The following is a 16,349-nucleotide window of genomic DNA, read 5'->3' on the forward strand; positions in this document are numbered from 1 at the left end:
TCTGCAAGGACGATCTGATGCAAGGATATGAAGATGGGTGAAAGAACTTTATTTAATTTGCCAGTCTTGCCATTTGCGGGAAACGGTATGATGTCTGGAGTTGTGCCTCGTTGTCCAACTTCAGAAAAGAAAACCATCATGCTAAAAGTTGCTCTATTTGTACGATTACAAGCCAAACCCGGGAAGGAAACCGATGTAAGCAATTTTCTCGAACAGGGACTTGCACTCGCGAACCAGGAAGCCGAGACGCCGGTATGGTTCGCTCTTCGCCTGGGCCCGTCCACTTTCGGCGTTTTCGATGCATTCACCGATGAGGCGGGGCGGTCGGCGCATTTATCCGGTCCGATCGCAGAAGCACTGAGCGCCAACGCAGCTGATTTACTGGCGGAACCCCCGCAGATTGAGTATATAGACGTACTCGGCGCGAAGCTTCCACTCTGACGCATCAGCGGCGAGAACCGGAAGTAGCGCGAAGGAGTGGAGCAGATAATTCACCCACTCCTTCAGATGTTCGATCCCCTAAAAGCTTATCCTCCTTCCATCCTCGGGATTTAAGTTAAAATATTTTTTTGATCATACGCGCACATCAATTTTCATGAAAAAAACTCGCGCTCCTCATCGCACCAAATCTCCGCGCGTAGTGCAAGAGCTTTGCCGCCTGGCGGCTGGGCTTGCCGCTTCCGGCAGCCGTATAGAAGACGCCTTCTGGGAAAACCGCCTTGCGGCAAAGATACACGCTCAACTACGGACAAGCGACGATCAAAATCTCGAAGCGGCGTTGGATCAGCTTTATGACACGGACCCGGCGGGTTATAGCGAGTTCATTTATGCCATAGAGGCTGCAATTGAATGCAGCATATTGACACATGAAGATCGACGCTATGATGTGCTGATGTTTGCCGTGCCGGTGCTGACGTGGTCGCGATTTTCAATTCCTTCGGGGCCGGTAGACGAAGCAATGCTGGCCAATTTGCGGGTACAGTTGCAGACCCATGTGCTGGCGCCGAATGTTCAGTTCGTGCTCGCGGATTGTCTGTTCAGTCCCGACCAATTGCCGCGCGGCTATCACCTTACACATGAGCTGGCCGGCAAGCTATGGTCGGCAGCGGTGGCTGGAGAGCGTATGTTGCATATGAATCCCAACCGGCTAGCCGAAACCGGACGTTTTCTCTCCGATACACGTTATCTTCTAGGGGGCATCGCGGCGCCGCAAGGAAAGGCCATGTTCCGCTGGCAGCAAGCGAACGGGGTTGGCGAGACCAGGAACAGCAACCTCCCGGCTCTGATGTTATCAAAAGAGGAAATTGTGCTTGCATGGCAGACTCACGGCGGTGAAGCTTTACGGCAGTTGTTCCTGGGGTGCGCGTTTGAATTACCGATACCCGATGGCTTTTTTTCGGCCTGGCGCATGGCGGATCGCCTCGCCCGGCCCTATTCCACGCATGCCACCGTTAATTTCCTGCAAACTACACTGAATATCTCCCCAAACAGGCTGCGTGCGGTAATCGCGCCTTTCTATGATCAGTGGCTGGAAGAATACCGTATAGGTTTCACGCTCAAGGATCGCAACGAGGTGCTGTACGGGATAGTATGGGCATTGGTTGGCGATGAAGATGAGAGCAGCGATATCGTCACCCAAATCGAAACGACCTTGCGGGAATGCGGCATAGGTCATACCATGTTGCTGCAAAATCATTTTCTTCTGGACTATTGCGAGGAGTGTGGCACTCCATTGTTTCCAAACCCGGAAGGCGAAGTGGTTCACGCTGAATTTCCGGAAGAAGGCGAAGTAGCGCCAATACATTTACATTAAGATACACTCTTTGTCCGCTTGGAACACATCCCTGAAATATCCTTGAGATACCTTTCAGGTGGCGCTAAATTTTCGACTGAAGGGAATCATGGACCGAAAAATCGTCAAGTCTGAACAGGAATGGCAAAAGCAGCTTACGCCTCAGCAGTACCATGTTTGTCGCGAGGGCGGTACCGAGCCCGCTTTTACAGGTGAATACTGGAATTGCCACGATAAAGGCGTATACCGTTGCGCATGCTGCGGTGCTGCGCTATTCAGTTCGGATACCAAGTTCGATTCAGGCACGGGTTGGCCTTCTTTCTGGCAACCGGTGGCCCCGGCCAATGTCACAGCCGAGGAAGATAACAGCTTTTTCATGCACCGGACTGAGGTATTGTGTGCCCGCTGCGATGCGCACCTGGGGCATGTATTCGACGACGGACCTGAGCCAACCGGTTTACGCTATTGCATCAATTCCGGATCACTCAAGCTCGATCGGGGAACAGGCAATATATAAGCGGCTCGATTGCTTTATCAGTACGGCATATCTTTTTTATGACACTGAAAGACATGCCGGGCGTTTTAGTGGAAATCTAGCTCGACCGTTCGTCATTCGTCCGGCCTTTTTTACCTCATTCGTCCAGTCTTTTTTAGCCAGGACGGAGAATCATCTGTCGGGGCTAAAATCTCCCGCAATTTAAGCGTATATATTCGCTCATCTTTCTGGAAAATTTGAATAGATTTTTACGTGGCTAACGGCCATAATTACTCTTCAACGGCTCCTGCCGGCCCAGTTGGACATTATGAAGCTTCTTTTTGATCTCTTTCCGGTAATCCTGTTTTTCGTTGCTTTCAAAATTTATGGCATCTACGCGGCCACTGCCGTTGCCATTGGCGCCACTTTTGCGCAAATCGTCTGGGTCTGGTTTCGCCACGGCAAGGTGGATACCATGCTGTGGGTCAGCCTTGTTATCATCGTTATTTTCGGCAGTGCAACATTGATCCTGCAAGATGAAACATTCATCAAGTGGAAACCGTCGGTACTTTACTGGCTTTTCGCCGCCGCGCTACTGTTGGCCCACCTGGTTTTCAAGAAGAACTTGATCCGTGTCATGATGAAAGAACAGATCAAGCTGCCAGACCCCGTATGGGGCCGCCTCAACGCCAGCTGGGCGGCATTTTTCGCGTTAATGGGCGGAGCGAATCTTTACGTGGCTTTCAATTATGATACTGATACCTGGGTCAACTTCAAGCTGTTCGGGTTTATGGGTCTGATGGTGGCTTTTGTCCTGTTACAAGGTGTGATGCTGGGTAAATACATACAGGACAGTGAGGATAAGGAAGCGTGATGTTCTATGCGATAAACGGGGAAGATATACCCGACAGCCTGGAAAAAAGGATGGCGGTCCGTCCGGAACATCTGGAACGCATCAAGGTATTGCAGGAAGAGGGGCGTCTTATCCTGGCTGGACCATACCCGGCAATCGATAGCCCCGACCCAGGCCCGGCAGGATTTTCCGGTAGCCTGATCGTAGCCGAATTCGAATCACTGGAAGCAGCGCAAACCTGGGCAGAAGCCGATCCATATGTCACTTCCGGCGTATATGGCAAATTGACGGTCAGGCCATTCAGAAAAATTTTACCTTAAATAAAACCGTTGAGTACAATTGAATTGATCAAGCAGAAACTTTCTGTTCTTGAACCGGAAAAAATTGAAATCGTGGATGAGAGCGCCAGGCATGCAGGGCATGAAGGCGCTAAAAGCGGTGGCGGGCATTATTTACTCACCATTGTTTCCCATAAATTTTCCGGGAAATCCGCGTTGGCGCGACATCGTCTGGTCTATACCGCGCTGCAAGAGATGATGCATAAGAATATTCACGCCTTAAGTGTAAAAGCGTATACTCCCGAAGAAATTTGATTTTGATCCCATGACAAGGAAGCCCCATGTATTTTATTAAATTTTCCCAACTAACAGCGCTAGGTATTTCCGGGCTGATTGCCGTGACGGCTGTTCAGGCTCAAACTGGGTCGTCCATGGCGAAGGTGAATGGAGTCGCCATTCCTCAGTCACGCATTGAATTTATAATGAAAGCGCGCGCTGCCCAGGATCAGCCGGATTCTCCTGAAGCCAGAAAAGCCTTGCGTGAGGACCTCATAACCGAGGAAGTAATCGCTCAGGAAGCGAAAAAAAAGGGACTCGACAAGGACCCGGATTTCGTAACCCAACTCGAGATGGCTCGTCAAACAGCCCTGGTTAGAGCTTATCAGGTCGATTACATAAAAAACCACCCGGTTAGCGATGAAGAGCTGCGCAAGGAATATGAAACGGTCAAAACTCAGATGGGTGACAAAGAATACAAGGCGCATCATGTTTTAGTTGCTAGCGAGGCAGAAGCTAAGGATATTATCGCGCGTATCAAAAAAGGTACCAAGCTTGAGAAGATTGCCGAGGAAAAATCCCTGGATACCGGTAGCAAAAATAAGGGTGGCGAGCTCGACTGGAGTCCTGCTGCAAGCTATGTCCAGCCCTTTGCCGAAGCCTTGACTAAATTGACCAAGGGTCAGCTCACCGAACAACCGGTAAAAACGCCCTTCGGCTGGCATGTTATACGGCTGGACGACGTGCGGCCCCTGAAGGTTCCTCCATTCGAAGAAATAAAGCAGAACCTGGCCCAACGCGTATTGCAACGTCAATTCGCGGCATCTGTCGGCGAGTTGCGATCCAAGGCGAAGGTTGAATAACTCGTATTCAAATGCTCGCTAGATAAAAAGGCGGTCGGTGACCGCCTTTTTTTACGGGCGCAATTTGAACAGGTCCAAGGAAAAACCCGAACTTTCGCCTTCTGAATCGGATCAAGTTACTATCTGCATGCGTGGCGCCAGTGCGCATAATAACTCGTAGCCAACCGTACCGGCTGATTGCGCCACCTCGTCAACGGGCATTCCCTTTCCCCAGAGCGTTACCGGGGTACCCACCCCGGCGTTTTCTATTTCGGTCAGATCTACATGCAGCATATCCATGGATACACGCCCGACAATGCGGGTGCGCCTGCCGTTTACCAATATAGGGGTGCCAGTAGGCGCATGACGCGGGTAGCCGTCGGCGTAACCGCCCGCGACAATTCCCACGCGCATCGGCCCGTGTGTACGAAAAGTATGACCATATCCGACGCCATCTCTCGGCTCAAGCGTTTGCACCGCGATGATCTTGCTCGATACCGTCATCGCCGGGTGCAGATCCAGCTCGTCAGCAGGGGTGTCGGCGAATGGGGAGGCGCCATAAAGCACGATGCCCGGCCGTACCCAATCGGCATGTGTTTCGGGAAAACGGAGGATAGCAGCGGAATTAGCCATTGAACGGGGCAGATACCGCCCTTCGACGGCAGCGTTGAAACGTTGTAGCTGCGCGGCGATGCTCTCGCTTCTGCAGGGCTCGTCTGCGCGGGCAAAATGCGTCATCACGGTAATTTGACCTACGGCAGAATTCGCTTTGAGGGTTTCCAGCGCAGCGGGAAACTCATCAAGCGTAAATCCCAGCCGATTCATGCCGGTATTGAGCTTCAGAAATACATCCAGCTTGCCGCGGGGCCTGGATGCCGACAACATCGCGAGCTGCTCGCGGTGATGGATTACGGTGCTTAAGTGGTATTGCTCGATCCAACCTAATTCGCTTATATCGAAAAAACCTTCGAGTAGCAAAATCGTCTGGCGATAGCCCGCCTCCCGCAGCCGCACGGCAGCGTCCAGCTCAAGCATTGCGAACCCTTCTGCTCGAGCTAGTGCTTCGGCGGCACGCAGTAGCCCATGGCCATATGCGTCAGCCTTGATCACTGCCATCACGCGCGAGTTGGGGGCGTGGCGGCGAACGACGGACAGATTATATTCGAGTGCGGAGAGATCGATCAGTGCCTGGATGGGGCGTGACATCAGCAGGGCAACCTCTGAATAAATCCACTGCAGAGGATTCTGGATTTAGGCAGAGGTTTCTTGGGACATAACAAATATTTCATCAGTGATCCTGAATCAGATGGTTTCAATTTTATAGCACAACGGTTTCGTGATATTGCCCGGATGAGCATTGTATAATTCCTCGCCTTACGGGTGAGAAAGTTTTAGGAGAGCAAAGCTTGAAACGCGGATTCTATACCATCATGGCAGCGCAGTTTTTCTCTTCGCTGGCGGACAATGCGCTGCTGGTCGTCGCCATTGCGCTGTTGATAGAACTGCATGCGCCTGCTTACCTCACTCCGATGCTCAAGTTTGTGTTCGTGTTGTTTTATGTGATTCTTGCCCCGTTCGTTGGCGCTTTTGCCGATTCCATGGCCAAGGGGTGGGTAATGTTCATTAGCAATAGCATCAAGATCGTAGGTTGCAGTCTGCTTTTTCTGGCATCGCATCAGTATTTTGCTCTAGCTGCCTATGCAGTCGTCGGGCTTGGCGCCGCTGCTTACTCTCCCGCTAAATACGGCATACTCACTGAACTGCTGCCCCCCGAAAAACTGGTCGTAGCCAATGGCTGGATCGAAGGTTTGACCGTTGCCTCCATCATAATAGGCACGGTGCTGGGCGGGCTACTGATCTCACCCTCGGTCTCCGCCATGTTTTTGACGCTCGACTTTCCACTCATAGACACAGGTGTGAATACCGTCGCGGAAGCCGCCATACTTCTTATCGCCGTATTCTATACCACCGCCGCCATCTTCAATCTGTACATTCCCAATACCGGAGTTGACCACCGCGTTCTCAAGAAAAACCCTGTATTCCTGATACATGAGTTCGGGCATTGCATGAAGCTGTTATGGACAGACAAGCTCGGGCAAATTTCGCTGGCTGTCACTACGTTGTTTTGGGGGGCGGGGGCAACCCTGCAATTTATCGTGCTGAAATGGGCCGATATCGCGCTCGGCTATCCGCTAAGTAAAGCTGCGCAATTACAAGGCGTAGTGGCCGTAGGGATCGCGGTAGGCGCCGTTATCGCGGCACGGTTGGTGTCGCTCCGGCAGTCGGTAAAAGTGATTCCTCTTGGCATCGCCATGGGCATCGTCGTAATAGCCATGATTCTGGCGCACGATTTGTGGATTGCGGTTCCGCTTTTAATGCTGATCGGCGGACTTGCTGGTTTTTTTGTAGTGCCGATGAATGCTCTGCTGCAACACCGCGGACACATCCTGATGGGTGCCGGACACTCCATAGCAGTTCAGAATTTCAATGAGAACCTGAGTATTCTCACCATGCTGGCCGTGTATGCAATATTGGTGAGTTTCGACGTCCATGTTTACACCGTTATTGTTCTGTTCGGCCTCCTCGTGGCGATAATCATGGCGCTGATACGTCGATGGCATCTGCGTAACCAGAGCATTGAAGATTCATTGCATCTGATCGGCGCCCATAAAGGGCACTAGGGAATCTGAACAAATATTGAGAGCAGCCTGACCCTTTGGCTACGACTATAAATGCGTTGCCGGCTGTGCTTCCTGGCTTCCTGGCATCCTGGACTGAGCCACAACACGGCTCCGTTGCCTCGTGATCATTCCGACTTGCCACAACGCTTCGCACCGGGCTTGCCAAAGGTTCCGGCGCATCGATGTTTTTCTGCTATAAAATGACCGGCCGATCGGATAGCTCATTTTCTCCGCCCTTTCGCTCAGCGGGGAAATGCGTCTGCAAATGATTGCCGATCCCTTGGATTCCCGCAATTACCCCTGATTCGAACTGACCCAGACGAAAAGCTTCTTCCATTTCATGACAGATCTTTTCCCACTCCCCACTACCGACTTTGCTGTTGATTCCACGATCCGCAACGATTTCAACATCGCGATCCGCAAGCAATAAATAAATAAGCACACCATTGTTATGCTCTGTATCCCAGACACGAAGCTGGGCAAATGCCTCCACGGCTCGCTCGCGTGCCGACTGATCTCTAAGCAGCGGCCACGTATTCAATGCTGCCTCCACCGCAAAAAGGATCTCCCCGTCATGGCTGACTTCAGTTCGGCTGATAGCCTGTTCGATTGCTATCAGCACGGCATCCGGAAATACACGCCGCACGGCCATAGAACTGGTAAAACAGTGCCGCAGTATGCGTGCAAAATTCATCTACCATCTCCCTGATGCGCCACCGCCTCCAAAGCCGCCGCCACCCCCACCAAAGCCACCGCCTCCTCCAAACCCACCCCTGCCGCCCATGCCACCGCCGGGCCAGCCACCGCGGCCCCCTCTAAAAACTCCCCCGCCAGGGCTGCCGAACAAGCTTACGAAAAATGCAAGGATAGCCGCAATGATGCCGATGACTAGCGAAGAAAAAAGCAGCCAGCCCAGAAATCCTGCCGAAGCGCTTATGATGCCGGCGCCGATGAAGCGCCCAAAGAAGGACTGCAATACTTTTGCCACGACGATGAGCATGATAAAAATCGGGATAATGTTATCCATCACCGCATTCCCCGAAGGAGCACGTTCGCCGCGCCTGGCTTGGGGCGGCGGCAACGGTTCTCCTTCGACCACGCTCATCGTTTGCTCAATACCGGCATCGATACCGCCGGCAAAATTGCCCTGCTTGAATTCAGGAACAATGACTTCATCGACTATGCGCTTTGCCAGGGCGTCCGGCAGCACGCCCTCCAGACCATATCCCACCTCTATACGCACCGTCCTGTCCTGCTTGGCGACTAACAGGAGTGCGCCGTCATCGATACCTTTTCGCCCGAGTTTCCACGCCTCGGCCACGCGAATCGAATATTGCTCGATAGTTTCAGGCTGAGTGGTGGGAACGATCAACACCGCAATCTGGCTGCCTTTTCTGGCTTCAAACGCAGCCAGTTTCTGTTCCAGTTGCGCGGCCTCATCCGTCGTCAGTGTACCGGTCAGGTCGGTAACGCGGGATTTAAGCGCTGGAATTGCCACCTCCGCCATCGACAAAGAGACGGAAAAGAGCAGCGCGAAGAATACAAGAGCTTTTCTTTCAGTTTGTCTCATAAAGAAAAGTTGAGGCGCGGCTTCAAGTTCCGGGGTCAGGTATTTAGATTCCCGCAAAGAATCTGTTTCCCCGGCTATGGCTTGCTGAAATCCACCTTCGGTGCAACTGAAATTGCTTTCTCGTTTTCAACGGCGAAGCTAGGCTTCACCTTGAACCCGAATATCATTGCCGTAAGGTTGCTGGGGAACGAACGCACCGTGATGTTGTACTCCTGGACCGCCTTGATGTAGCGGTTACGAGCCACGGTGATACGATTCTCGGTGCCTTCCAGTTGTGCCTGCAATTCACGAAAATTGGCGTCCGATTTAAGTTGCGGATAGTTCTCCGCCACCACAAGCAAGCGCGACAGGGCGCTTGTCAGTTCCCCCTGGACACTCTGAAACTTCGCAAAGGCTTCGGGGTCGTTGATCAGCTCCGGCGTAGCCTGGATGCTTCCCACCTTGGAGCGGGCATTCGTTACGCCCAGCAGCACGTCTTTTTCCTGCGCGGCAAAACCTTTCACTACGTTTACAAGATTGGGCACCAGGTCCGCGCGACGTTGATACTGATTCAGAACTTCCGCCCAGCTCGCCTTGATTTGCTCATCGGTAGACTGCAAGGTATTATAGCCACAGCCGCTCAAGGTAACGGCAAGAAGCAATGTCAAAGACCGCAGAAAATTAGTCATGGAATTCTTCCTGAAAAAAGCGTTGCTTCACATAGGTGGTAAATGGGGATTAGTTATCCTAATGCAAGGGACCTCTGAATAAGTCCTCCACTGAGCGCGAAACGACGCGGACCGGAGCGCTGACGTTACCAAACTGCAAAGTAGGTCGGGCTCTGCCCGACATCCGTTTTTGATCGTCGGGCAGAGCCCGACCTACTCCTCCGACCATTCGCGTCGTTGCTCCCTTGCCTTGCTGGACGCAACGCCATGAAGCCGCAGCCGCCCTCCTGTTCTGACAAATCGTGTGACTTATTCGAAGGTTCCCAAAGTCTCCATTGTACGTCTGGCGAAACACAAATCCTCCCAGGCTTTCGCTTTTGCGGGCAATGTCCTCAGCAGATAAGCGGGGTGATAGGTGACAATAACAGGAATACCCGAATGCTGGTGCAATCTTCCGCGAAGGCTGCCGAGATTGGCATCGGTGTGCAGTAGATTCTCCGCCGCGACTTTTCCCAGCGCAATGATAAGCCTGGGCTTCATTAATTCGATTTGACGCGCGAGATACGGTTCGCATTGATGCGCCTCATGGGAGGTGGGGGCCCTGTTGTCAGGTGGACGGCATTTCACGATATTGGCGATGTAGACATTCTGACCGCGCTTCAGATCGATTGCCGCCAACATGTTGTCCAGCAACTTGCCGGCTTGCCCGACAAAAGGCTCTCCGGTCGCATCCTCCTGCGCACCGGGTCCTTCACCCACATAAAGCCAGTCGGCGTTCTTGTCCCCTATGCCGAATACGGTGCGTGTGCGGGACTGAAACAGTGGGCACGCAATACAACCCTCAACGCTGGCTTTAAGTTCATCCCAGCCCATCCGCAAAATTTGTGCGCGCCTGTCTTCCTTTGCGTCTACATGGAGATCGGGAACGGGCTCAACGGCAACCTCGGCTTTCTCAGCAGAAGCGCGACCGTGCATTTCGGTCCTGGTACGCCACAGTGGCGTCAAGCCCAGTTCCTTGAGTATGTCCTTGCGCCTGGTTCGCCTGGCAACAGTCATAACACCAGTTCCATAACCAATGAGTCTTCACGGCCACCCATCGCAGGGTAATAATCCTTGCGTTTGGCGATCTGCGTGAACCCGATCCGTTTATATAGCCGGGCAGCGATATGATTGGATTCTCGTACATCCAGGAACATCGTCAACGCACGCTGTTCTCTGGCGATATGGATGAAATGCCGCAGCAATCTTTCACCCCAGCCCTTCCCCTGCGCTCCTGCAGCAATGCTAAGCGTCAGCAGATGCGCTTCCTGCGCTCCAATTGTCATCACACCGTACCCAAAGACGTCTCCATCCTGCTCTAAAACAAGGGAATGGTAACCGGACTGGAGCGAATCGCTGAAGTTTCCGCGCGTCCACGGAAAAAGAAAAACCTCTCGTTCGAGTGCTACCACCATATCCAGGTCTGCCGGAACCATCCGTCTTATCTGCGGCATCTCCTGGAATTGAGCACTCATCGCTCCTTCTCCTTTAGTGCTACTTTATTACGGATGTATAGTGGCGCAGCATCGGCAGGGTCGATACCCGATCCCTTTCTGAATTCTGCCGCAGCCAACTGAACTATGGCGCGGGCATTCGGCCTGAGGCCACTGATAACATGGCCGATACATCCATGGTAACGGCTTCGCAGTATTTCCTCATACATTTCAAAACCGCTGCCACAAACTGTCCAGTCGTTTCCTGAAACCAGGGGCGCATTGTGCGGCGAGCACAGTGCCGGTTCGCTCACCGGCAGCCATCCATCTGCTGTCCTCTTATACGCAGCATGATATATCTCGCTCATGCGCGCGTCGAGCGCGGCAATTACTCCGGCAACTGTTCCTTTTTCCCCGGCGTCCTGCGCCAATGCTTCCAATGTGCATATACCGATTACCGGCAGGTCTGCACCAAGTGCCAGCCCTTGAGTTACGCCGCACGCAATGCGCAAGCCGGTGAACGACCCTGGCCCCGAGCCGAAAGCGATACCATCCAGTTGTCTCAGCGTCAAACCGGCCTCGTCCAGCGTGTGCCTCACCATAGGCAAAATCAGTTCAGAATGACGCTGTTCCGCAAGAATCTCCTGATTCAGGATCTCGCTATCCCACAATAGTGCAACCGAGCAATATTCAGTAGATGTATCGAGAGCGAGAATTTTCAAGGTAAAATTGAACGAATATTAAGTATTATACGAAGGCAAGATTCTGCCGACGGAAACTTCTGTTGAAATCGCGTTGTCAATTGATGAGCAACTCTTTACTCGCTTTTACTTGGTTGTACCTGGTTTTACTTTACCACCATCGGACGGAGGAGTCATGAGCATCACGTGGATTCTGGTCGCAAACGCAAGCGCAGCATATCTTTACGCAAATTACGGACCCAAGAAAGGACTACAGAAACTCAAGGAATTCAGACATGATGCCAGCAGGGAAAAGGGGCAGCATCTGGTTTCCGACCGTCCCGGACACAACAAGAGCCACGGCAACGGCTGCGGCTCCTATATTTCCTCCACCGATCCAAAACAACATGAAGCGCGGACCTTTGCCTGCCAGCTAGCCAGAGAACTGGAGCATGGCCGCACCACCAACAGTTATCAACGCCTGATCCTAGTTGTGTCAACTCCGTTCATGGGCCTGATCAACAGCAATCTGGGAAGCCATGTACGAAATTTAGTAAGCGATACTTTTGAAAAGGATTACACCAAAGCTAGCGAGAAATATCTGACAAGACACCTGGAAAGCTGCATTTATCTTTAATCATAAAAGAAACTCTGGCGTCGGGTTGCGCTATGCAAACCCGACCTCTTCTTTGGTATATTCGATAGTGCCGGCCTAATAAAAAAATCACTAAAAGTAGGGCGCAATAAGCAACGCGCATTGCGCCGTATGATTTTTCAATCGTTGGCCCTCCCCTGATGTGTTGCCAAAATCAAGGTTTATTAGAAGTCTCCAAAGGCCAGCAGCGAATCGGCGTATAAATCGAGCCGTTGCTGGTCTGTTCCGATTTAACCAGCGACCATTCCCGCACCCGCCAGGCCATGGGCTCGGGCAATTCAGGCAACGGTTGGCAGAAGGCATTCCTCATCAACGTTATGTGTGGCGCATAAGCTCGCTGCTCCAACAAAAACCCGGCCGTGGAGATTGCTTCCTGTAGCGCGCTCACCAGATTGGCAAGTGCGTGAGGAACCTTGGCTGGCGCTAGATAAACGATATGGTTATGTTTCCAGTAGCGAATCTCATCAATGACCAAATCAAAAGCAGGCAAGCTGGACTGGTTGATTCTATCGCCTGCCTCGTATAGCGCCTTCAGGCTGTCGGGATATACTTTTCCCACAAACACCAGCGTGAGATGAATGTTTTCTGCTTTTATTTTCCGTCCGCCGCAGAGCGATTCCAGCCGCAGTTGTTTTGCCAGTCCAGCCAGTTGCTTTTGCGCATCGTTGTCCGGCCATATTGCAAAAAAAATGCGGTAGGCTTTTCCCGCGCTTTCAGTATTTTCTTCAGTTGTCGGCATTATCCAAGGTAATCAGGCATACGGCCTCCGCCTCTATCCCCTCGCCCCTTCCAACCGGGCCCAGGCGCTCCGCAGTCTTGGCCTTGATGTTGATATCCTCCGGTTGCATCCGAAGGTCATGTGCAATGTTGCTCAACATACCCGGAATATACGGCGCCATCTTGGGCGCCTGCGCTATGATAGTGGCATCAATGTTCACGACCTTGTAACCACGCTCTGCCAGCAAGCCATAAACGTTATGCAACAGCACGCGGCTATCGATGTTTCTGTAACGGGGGTCGGTATCCGAAAAATGCCTGCCGATGTCGCCCAGCGCTGCCGCGCCCAGAAGCGCGTCGCATATCGCATGCAGCAGCACGTCTGCGTCGGAATGTCCGAGAAGACCCTTCTCGTAAGGAATGGTCACACCGCCGATGATAAGCTTGCGGCCGTCAACCAGTTGATGTACATCGAACCCTTGCCCGATTCTTAACTTCTTCACCCTTTGCCTCTCTTCAGCTCTATGAATTCTCTTTCTCCGCTACCACTTAGCGGGCAAACAGTACCAAACGTTATCGGTGGTTTGGACTGAATTCCGGGTCAACCCCGGAATGACGAGATTTATGTTATTTTCTCAGAGATGGGATGATAGCTCATGGGTAAAACAGAGCACTCCGATCTCCCATTCAAAAATTTTTCAGTATCAGTTCCGCCAACGCCAGATCCTGCGGATAAGTCACTTTCAGATTGCGCGCATCGCTCAGGACCAGCTTGGGTTTCAGGCCGAGCGCTTCAATCGCGCCCGCATCGTCGGTCATGGTCATGCCGCCTGTCCTGCTCAACGCGTCCACCAGTAGCCCGTGACGAAACATCTGTGGCGTTTGGGCCTGCCATAGATTCTCTCTTGATTCGGTACGCTCAACCCGGCCACTGCCATCGCTGCGCTTCAGCGTGTCCGCCACCGGAACCGCAAGTAGTCCTCCTACCTCATCGTCAGCCAGTTCATTCATCAACTTGTCGAGTTGCGCGTTGCTTAAACAAGGCCGTGCTGCATCGTGCACCAACACCCAGTCGTGATTTTTCATGGCAGAGGCTTCCCCTGCTGCTTTCAAACCATTCAGCACGGTTTCCGCACGGGTCGTACCGCCGCATTCGATCACGATCAATTTGTCAGAAAATTCCGACCAGTCATGCCGCATCCATTCTCTATCGGCAGGCGCAAGGATCACGAACACGGAAGTAATTCGCGAAGACCCGCACAGCGTCTTTAATGTTTGATAAATCATCGGCTTGCCAGCCAGTCGCAAATATTGTTTGGGAAGCTCATCGCCCATGCGTGAACCGGAGCCTGCTGCGGGAATTAGGGCAAAAAAATTTGTCATTCTTGTGATGGAAGTAGCTCAGACTGATCTAATGGGTGAAAGATAAAATATGTGGGCCACGTGCTAACGCCGAATATTGAACGCTGACTGGTCAAACCCAAGTGACCGTGGGTCAAATCCCGTAAAGCAGGCTGCAAATACTTTCATTGATACTTCGACAAACAAAACCGCCTGAATTATCTCCACATATTCTACACAAGATAGCGCGGGTTTTCTCGCAAAAATGCGTTTGTCTTATTTCATCAGCTACATCGCACGGTTACCCTGTGATGCCGACGCCACCTGTAAAATCTTACAGCTATCCAGCGGTTTAATCTTGTTTTCTAATAGTTATATCGTAGGGCTTGAAGTAAAGAGCAGTTACAAGCAATTTTTAGCACTCCTTATGAAATAAAGGTTAACTAGCAGTCGCTCAGCTTTCAGGAAAAATATGATTGGACAGTCAGCTGCTTTCATAAGGAACACTCAACTCATCGAGAAAATTGCGCGTTGCGATGCGCCCGTTGTTATTGAGGGTGAAACCGGCACCGGCAAGGAATTGGTCGCGCGGGCCATTCACGATAGGGGAACCAGGGCTGGTTATCCCTTTGTTCCGGTCAATTGCGGAGCCATCCCCGACACGTTGATCGAGAATGAGCTATTTGGCCATGAACGCGGTGCTTATACAGGTGCCCAATCGAAACGCCTCGGCCTCATCGCGCATGCACAATCCGGAACGCTCTTCCTGGATGAAATCGATGCGCTATCTCCAAAAGCGCAAGTTACCCTATTGCGATTTTTTCAGGATCAGCAATATTCTCCGCTGGGCGGGGGTATCGCGCGCGCTGCAAATGTGAGAGTGATCGTTGCCAGTAACAGAAACTTGACCCAACTGGCGGAGAAGGGTGAATTCCGGCTTGACCTGCTATTTCGGCTTAAAATCATGCACCTTACCCTGCCCCCGCTGCGAGAGCGCCAAGGCGACGCCGCGCTTTTAGCAGTCCACTTTCTGCATGCGTGCGTAGCGCGCTTTGGCTGCGTTGAAAAAACACTCCACCCCGAGACGATTACCTGGTTTGATAACTATAGTTGGCCGGGCAATATCCGCGAACTGGAAAACCTCATTTATCGAGAGTGTTTGCTCACCGATGGGTTAACTATCAATATTGCGCCACTAGCATCCGCAGCTGTGGAGCGTCGGGCCGGGTTTGACCGCCGCCGCCCGAACTTCATCTATTTGAATTTCGCAGAGGCCAAAAATCATGCAATTGCGAAATTCGAACAATATTACCTCGCTCAAGCCCTGACCAAGGCGGGGGGGGGGAATGTAAGCAAGGCCGCCAATCTGGTAGGTAAAGATCGGCGGGCGTTCGGAAAGCTGTTGAAGAAACACGGTATAGACAAGAATATCCACTGCGTTTAGCGTTACCTCCCCTCTTTCCAGGATTTTTCTGGGCCGTTCATTTAATCCACTCAGACATACCCGATATAGCTCAACATATAAAGGGTCAAACTGGTTGTGTTGTTGTGATTCAATTTAGCTCCTTTCGCTAACTTCCCCCACCATCGTGCTACGCCGAATGCTCCAGCCAAAGGCTGAGCAACTGGCAGGCGTGCGCCAAGTCATTAGATATCTATAGCGGGTCAATTTCAACCCGGTGTGGGTATTTCTTCACCCAATGCCATCCATATCATATAGGCACTTGATTTCACTCTGGAAAGTTCCAGTGAATATCCGACTGCCGCCCGTAGCGAATCATTTTACTCCAAAAATATGACCACCCTACCGAGTGGTTTATTCCACAAGTCACTGACAATTTGGCCTTTTATATAACGATGAGGCTGGCATGGATATTGCTAAAATCAAAGATGAAAATCCGGATATGAGCGATCTTATCAATATTATAAATCGTCGGCTTGCAGCTAATGGCAGGTACTGCCTTAAAACTCGTCTGCCATCTGGAGCCGAAACCTGAACCGCCCCGGGTTTTGAGGAGGCTCCAACATCTGAGAGAAATGGTATGGACGCCTCCCACCCGTGAGGAATGG

At 51.9% G+C, this 16,349-nt stretch carries 21 protein-coding genes; 11 read left to right on the forward strand and 10 right to left on the reverse strand.

All coding sequences use genetic code 11. From position 1 onward, the window contains the following. Positions 1 to 138 precede the first annotated feature (138 nt). The 7 genes from BUA28_RS01215 (at position 139) to BUA28_RS01245 (ending at position 4,537) form a co-directional block, all read left to right on the forward strand. Positions 139 to 441: a putative quinol monooxygenase gene (locus tag BUA28_RS01215; RefSeq protein WP_072766319.1), complete on the forward strand. Its 303-nt coding sequence runs from the start codon at positions 139 to 141 to the stop codon at positions 439 to 441. Between the two features lie 154 nt (positions 442 to 595). Next, positions 596 to 1,813 carry a DUF2863 family protein gene (locus BUA28_RS01220; protein ID WP_072766320.1) on the forward strand — a complete coding sequence of 406 codons (1,218 nt, stop codon included), beginning with the start codon at positions 596 to 598 and terminating at the stop codon, positions 1,811 to 1,813. Between the two features lie 88 nt (positions 1,814 to 1,901). Continuing rightward, entirely contained in the window at positions 1,902 to 2,309 is a 408-nt protein-coding gene (gene msrB / locus BUA28_RS01225; protein ID WP_072766654.1) for a peptide-methionine (R)-S-oxide reductase MsrB, read from the forward strand. Between the two features lie 286 nt (positions 2,310 to 2,595). Next, entirely contained in the window at positions 2,596 to 3,141 is a 546-nt protein-coding gene (locus tag BUA28_RS01230; RefSeq protein WP_072766321.1) for a septation protein A, read from the forward strand. Next, a complete protein-coding gene (locus tag BUA28_RS01235; protein WP_072766322.1) occupies positions 3,141 to 3,440 on the forward strand; it encodes a YciI family protein in 300 nt (99 codons plus the stop codon). Before BUA28_RS01230 ends, BUA28_RS01235 begins: the two co-directional genes overlap by 1 nt. 9 nt (positions 3,441 to 3,449) lie before the next feature. Then, positions 3,450 to 3,713 carry a BolA family protein gene (locus BUA28_RS01240; protein ID WP_072766323.1) on the forward strand — a complete coding sequence of 88 codons (264 nt, stop codon included), beginning with the start codon at positions 3,450 to 3,452 and terminating at the stop codon, positions 3,711 to 3,713. 26 nt (positions 3,714 to 3,739) lie between these two features. Then, positions 3,740 to 4,537, forward strand: coding sequence for a peptidylprolyl isomerase (locus BUA28_RS01245; RefSeq protein ID WP_072766324.1), 798 nt, complete (start codon positions 3,740 to 3,742; stop codon positions 4,535 to 4,537). 111 nt (positions 4,538 to 4,648) lie between these two features. Here BUA28_RS01245 and alr read toward each other — a convergent pair whose 3' ends face one another. Beyond that, the gene (gene alr / locus BUA28_RS01250) at positions 4,649 to 5,722 is read right to left on the reverse strand and encodes an alanine racemase (RefSeq protein WP_072766325.1); all 1,074 of its coding nucleotides are present in this window, start codon (positions 5,720 to 5,722) and stop codon (positions 4,649 to 4,651) included. A 200-nt stretch (positions 5,723 to 5,922) separates the two neighbouring features. On the opposite strand from alr, the gene lplT reads away from it, so the two are divergent. Next, a complete protein-coding gene (gene lplT, locus BUA28_RS01255) occupies positions 5,923 to 7,197 on the forward strand; it encodes a lysophospholipid transporter LplT (RefSeq protein WP_072766326.1) in 1,275 nt (424 codons plus the stop codon). A gap of 193 nt (positions 7,198 to 7,390) precedes the next feature. Here the strand turns inward: lplT and BUA28_RS01260 are convergent, their stop codons facing one another. The 6 genes from BUA28_RS01260 to tsaB all read right to left on the reverse strand — a co-directional run bounded on the left by BUA28_RS01260 (position 7,391) and on the right by tsaB (position 11,608). Beyond that, positions 7,391 to 7,891: a TPM domain-containing protein gene (locus tag BUA28_RS01260; RefSeq protein ID WP_072766327.1), complete on the reverse strand. Its 501-nt coding sequence runs from the start codon at positions 7,889 to 7,891 to the stop codon at positions 7,391 to 7,393. After that, the gene (locus BUA28_RS01265) at positions 7,892 to 8,767 is read right to left on the reverse strand and encodes a TPM domain-containing protein (RefSeq protein WP_072766655.1); all 876 of its coding nucleotides are present in this window, start codon (positions 8,765 to 8,767) and stop codon (positions 7,892 to 7,894) included. It abuts the gene before it with no gap. 74 nt (positions 8,768 to 8,841) lie between these two features. After that, positions 8,842 to 9,435, reverse strand: a complete 594-nt coding sequence (locus BUA28_RS01270; RefSeq protein WP_072766328.1) for a LemA family protein — start codon at positions 9,433 to 9,435, stop codon at positions 8,842 to 8,844. Positions 9,436 to 9,723: 288 nt separating this feature from the next. Further along, the gene (locus BUA28_RS01275) at positions 9,724 to 10,470 is read right to left on the reverse strand and encodes a uracil-DNA glycosylase (protein ID WP_072766329.1); all 747 of its coding nucleotides are present in this window, start codon (positions 10,468 to 10,470) and stop codon (positions 9,724 to 9,726) included. Beyond that, a complete protein-coding gene (gene rimI / locus BUA28_RS01280) occupies positions 10,467 to 10,928 on the reverse strand; it encodes a ribosomal protein S18-alanine N-acetyltransferase (protein ID WP_072766330.1) in 462 nt (153 codons plus the stop codon). The genes BUA28_RS01275 and rimI overlap by 4 nt, the downstream gene beginning before the upstream one ends. After that, complete coding sequence (gene tsaB / locus BUA28_RS01285) at positions 10,925 to 11,608, reverse strand: tRNA (adenosine(37)-N6)-threonylcarbamoyltransferase complex dimerization subunit type 1 TsaB (protein WP_072766331.1); 684 nt, start codon at positions 11,606 to 11,608, stop codon at positions 10,925 to 10,927. Before tsaB ends, rimI begins: the two co-directional genes overlap by 4 nt. A gap of 154 nt (positions 11,609 to 11,762) precedes the next feature. Between tsaB and BUA28_RS01290 the strand changes: the two genes are divergently transcribed. Further along, entirely contained in the window at positions 11,763 to 12,203 is a 441-nt protein-coding gene (locus tag BUA28_RS01290; protein ID WP_072766332.1) for a host attachment protein, read from the forward strand. Positions 12,204 to 12,375: 172 nt separating this feature from the next. Here the strand turns inward: BUA28_RS01290 and thpR are convergent, their stop codons facing one another. From thpR to ispD, 3 genes are all read right to left on the reverse strand, one after another. After that, entirely contained in the window at positions 12,376 to 12,960 is a 585-nt protein-coding gene (gene thpR / locus BUA28_RS01295; RefSeq protein ID WP_072766333.1) for an RNA 2',3'-cyclic phosphodiesterase, read from the reverse strand. After that, on the reverse strand, positions 12,947 to 13,441 hold the full coding sequence (gene ispF, locus BUA28_RS01300; protein WP_072766334.1) for a 2-C-methyl-D-erythritol 2,4-cyclodiphosphate synthase: 495 nt from the start codon (positions 13,439 to 13,441) through the stop codon (positions 12,947 to 12,949). The genes thpR and ispF overlap by 14 nt, the downstream gene beginning before the upstream one ends. 184 nt (positions 13,442 to 13,625) lie before the next feature. Further along, a complete protein-coding gene (gene ispD / locus BUA28_RS01305; protein WP_072766335.1) occupies positions 13,626 to 14,321 on the reverse strand; it encodes a 2-C-methyl-D-erythritol 4-phosphate cytidylyltransferase in 696 nt (231 codons plus the stop codon). A gap of 430 nt (positions 14,322 to 14,751) precedes the next feature. On the opposite strand from ispD, the gene BUA28_RS01310 reads away from it, so the two are divergent. Together BUA28_RS01310 and BUA28_RS16130 are read left to right on the forward strand one after the other, a co-directional pair. Continuing rightward, complete coding sequence (locus BUA28_RS01310) at positions 14,752 to 15,723, forward strand: sigma 54-interacting transcriptional regulator (protein ID WP_072766336.1); 972 nt, start codon at positions 14,752 to 14,754, stop codon at positions 15,721 to 15,723. Positions 15,724 to 16,147: 424 nt separating this feature from the next. After that, positions 16,148 to 16,276 (forward strand): hypothetical protein, encoded by a 129-nt coding sequence (locus BUA28_RS16130; RefSeq protein ID WP_256598192.1) that lies wholly within the window; start codon positions 16,148 to 16,150, stop codon positions 16,274 to 16,276. Positions 16,277 to 16,349 lie beyond the last annotated feature (73 nt).

The sequence above is a fragment of the Nitrosospira sp. Nsp11 genome (genome assembly GCF_900142705.1).
In the GTDB taxonomy this organism is placed as follows: domain Bacteria; phylum Pseudomonadota; class Gammaproteobacteria; order Burkholderiales; family Nitrosomonadaceae; genus Nitrosospira.

What these genes read in the sequence shown, in the direction of transcription:
- BUA28_RS01215 (WP_072766319.1), top strand. Translation starts at nt 139, where the DNA reads ATGCTAAAAGTTGCTCTATTTGTACGATTACAAGCCAAACCCGGGAAG.
- BUA28_RS01220 (WP_072766320.1), top strand. Translation starts at nt 596, where the DNA reads ATGAAAAAAACTCGCGCTCCTCATCGCACCAAATCTCCGCGCGTAGTG.
- msrB (WP_072766654.1), top strand. Translation starts at nt 1,902, where the DNA reads ATGGACCGAAAAATCGTCAAGTCTGAACAGGAATGGCAAAAGCAGCTT.
- BUA28_RS01230 (WP_072766321.1), top strand. Translation starts at nt 2,596, where the DNA reads ATGAAGCTTCTTTTTGATCTCTTTCCGGTAATCCTGTTTTTCGTTGCT.
- BUA28_RS01235 (WP_072766322.1), top strand. Translation starts at nt 3,141, where the DNA reads ATGTTCTATGCGATAAACGGGGAAGATATACCCGACAGCCTGGAAAAA.
- BUA28_RS01245 (WP_072766324.1), top strand. Translation starts at nt 3,740, where the DNA reads ATGTATTTTATTAAATTTTCCCAACTAACAGCGCTAGGTATTTCCGGG.
- alr (WP_072766325.1), bottom strand. Translation starts at nt 5,722, where the DNA reads ATGTCACGCCCCATCCAGGCACTGATCGATCTCTCCGCACTCGAATAT.
- BUA28_RS01260 (WP_072766327.1), bottom strand. Translation starts at nt 7,891, where the DNA reads ATGAATTTTGCACGCATACTGCGGCACTGTTTTACCAGTTCTATGGCC.
- BUA28_RS01265 (WP_072766655.1), bottom strand. Translation starts at nt 8,767, where the DNA reads ATGAGACAAACTGAAAGAAAAGCTCTTGTATTCTTCGCGCTGCTCTTT.
- BUA28_RS01270 (WP_072766328.1), bottom strand. Translation starts at nt 9,435, where the DNA reads ATGACTAATTTTCTGCGGTCTTTGACATTGCTTCTTGCCGTTACCTTG.
- BUA28_RS01275 (WP_072766329.1), bottom strand. Translation starts at nt 10,470, where the DNA reads ATGACTGTTGCCAGGCGAACCAGGCGCAAGGACATACTCAAGGAACTG.
- rimI (WP_072766330.1), bottom strand. Translation starts at nt 10,928, where the DNA reads ATGAGTGCTCAATTCCAGGAGATGCCGCAGATAAGACGGATGGTTCCG.
- BUA28_RS01290 (WP_072766332.1), top strand. Translation starts at nt 11,763, where the DNA reads ATGAGCATCACGTGGATTCTGGTCGCAAACGCAAGCGCAGCATATCTT.
- thpR (WP_072766333.1), bottom strand. Translation starts at nt 12,960, where the DNA reads ATGCCGACAACTGAAGAAAATACTGAAAGCGCGGGAAAAGCCTACCGC.
- ispD (WP_072766335.1), bottom strand. Translation starts at nt 14,321, where the DNA reads ATGACAAATTTTTTTGCCCTAATTCCCGCAGCAGGCTCCGGTTCACGC.
- BUA28_RS01310 (WP_072766336.1), top strand. Translation starts at nt 14,752, where the DNA reads ATGATTGGACAGTCAGCTGCTTTCATAAGGAACACTCAACTCATCGAG.
- BUA28_RS16130 (WP_256598192.1), top strand. Translation starts at nt 16,148, where the DNA reads ATGGATATTGCTAAAATCAAAGATGAAAATCCGGATATGAGCGATCTT.